Here is a 1,885-nt window from a genome sequence, read left to right as displayed (position 1 = left end):
GGCTCGGTCGGCGTTGCCTGCACCAGCCCGTCCGATCCGGCGCCGAAGCGGGCGAGCGTCACCGGCAGTTCGTCGCGTTTGGGGTTGAAGACGCCAGGCGGCCGGCTGGGCAGCGGCACGCTGGCCAAACCGGAACGGACAAAGCCCTCGAACAGGATCGGCGCGGCCGACACATAGCCGGACAGACCCGGTATCGGGCTGGCGTCGGCGCGGCCGACCCAGACACCCAGTACATAGCGGCCGTCGAAGCCCACCGACCAGGCATCGCGATAGCCATAGGAGGTGCCGGTCTTGTAGGCGATGCCGCCCTGCATGGCGCCTTCCAGCGGCTTCACGCCGGAGAGGATGTCGTCGATCTGCCAGGCGGCCTGGTCGTCGAGGATGGTGGCGGTGGCGCGCTCGGCATTGGCCGGCTCGGTGCCGTCATGCAGCGTGTGCATCTTGCCGCCATTGGCGAGCCCCGTATAGAGCTGCACCAGGTCGCGCAAGGTTATGCCGGCGCCGCCGAGGCCGATCGCAAGGCCGGGCGCTTCGTTGAGCGGCAGGACCAGGTTGACGCCGGCCTGGCGGAAGCGCGCGGTAAGCCGTGCGGGACCGACGGCGTCGAGCACGCGGATCGCCGGCACGTTGAGCGACAATTGCAGCGCCTGCCTGATGCTGACGTCGCCCTGGTAGCCCATATCGAAATTCTTCGGCCGATAGCCGCCGAAGTCGGCCGGGCTGTCCTCGATGATGGTCTCCTGCGCCACCAAACCCTGCTCGAATGCCAACCCGTAGATGAACGGCTTCAGCGTCGAGCCGGGCGAGCGCACGACCTTGGTCATGTCTATCCAGCCGGAGCGGCTGGCGTCGAAGAAATCGGCCGAGCCTACCTCGCCAAGAATGTCGCCGGTGCGCGCATCGGCCATCACCATGGCGACGGATAGTTTAGGCCCGAGCTTCCTGGCGGCCTCCCTCGCTACCTGCTCCAGGCCCTGCTGAACACTCTTGCGGATGGTGAGCTGCAGCGGCTTGCCGGGCTCCGCCTTGGGCAGCATGGCGTAGGAAGCGTGCGCAGCGAGCGCCGGCAGCTTGCGGCGCAGGCCGGAGACATCGTCGAGGGCGGCGCGCGCAGCCTCGCGCTCGCCAAGCAGGCCGGACGAGACCATGCGGTCGAGCACCCGGTCGCGCGCGGCATGGGCGATGTCGAGGTTGCGGTCGGGCCGGCGTTTTTCGGGCAGTTGCGGCAGCGCGACGAGGAGGGCGGATTCCGAAACGGTCAGCCGCTTCGGCTCCTTGCCGAAATAGGCAAGCGAGGCGGCGCGCACGCCTTCGAGGTTGCCGCCATAGGGCGCCAGGGTCAAATAGCGCTCGAGGATTTCCTGCTTGGACAGTCGCCGCTCGATCTGGATAGCGCGCAGGATCTGCTTGGCCTTGGAGGCGAGGCTGCGGCTGTCGCGCGGCTCGATCAGCCGGGCAAGCTGCATCGACAAGGTCGAGCCGCCGGAGACGATGTGGCCGCTGGTGGCGAACTGGCTGGCGGCGCGGCAAAGCGCCAGAACGTCGACGCCGCGGTGGTCCCAGAAACGCTTGTCCTCATAGGCGACCAGCATGTCGATGAACTCTCTGTCGACCTGGTCGAGGCGGGTTTCGAGCCGCCAGTAGCCGTCAGGCGTGGCGAAGGCGCGCAAGAGCTGGCCGTCGCGGTCCTGCACCTCGGGCGAGACCGTCAGCGTGGCCGGCAGCGGCGGCGGGAAGGCGCGGTCGAGCTCCCAGAGGGCGGCGACGGAAAGGGCGGCGAGGCAGGCAAACGAAATGCCTGCAATCGCAGTGCGTCTGAGGAATTTTCTGGAGAGCATGGCGCTGCCCCTCATCCGCCTGCCAGCACCTTCTCCCCGTATAGGGA

At 68.1% G+C, this 1,885-nt stretch carries 1 protein-coding gene; it reads right to left on the bottom strand.

The window, feature by feature from the left end:
- On the bottom strand, nucleotides 1-1,838 hold a 1,838-nt coding region (gene pbpC / locus EOA29_RS34905; protein WP_245468705.1), incomplete at its 3' end, for a penicillin-binding protein 1C.
- Between the last annotated feature and the right edge of the window lie 47 nt (nucleotides 1,839-1,885).

This window comes from Mesorhizobium sp. M1E.F.Ca.ET.063.01.1.1 (assembly GCF_003998155.1).
Lineage (GTDB): Bacteria > Pseudomonadota > Alphaproteobacteria > Rhizobiales > Rhizobiaceae > Mesorhizobium.
Note: the sequence above shows the minus strand (reverse complement) of the source record. Positions and strands in the feature narration are given on the sequence as shown.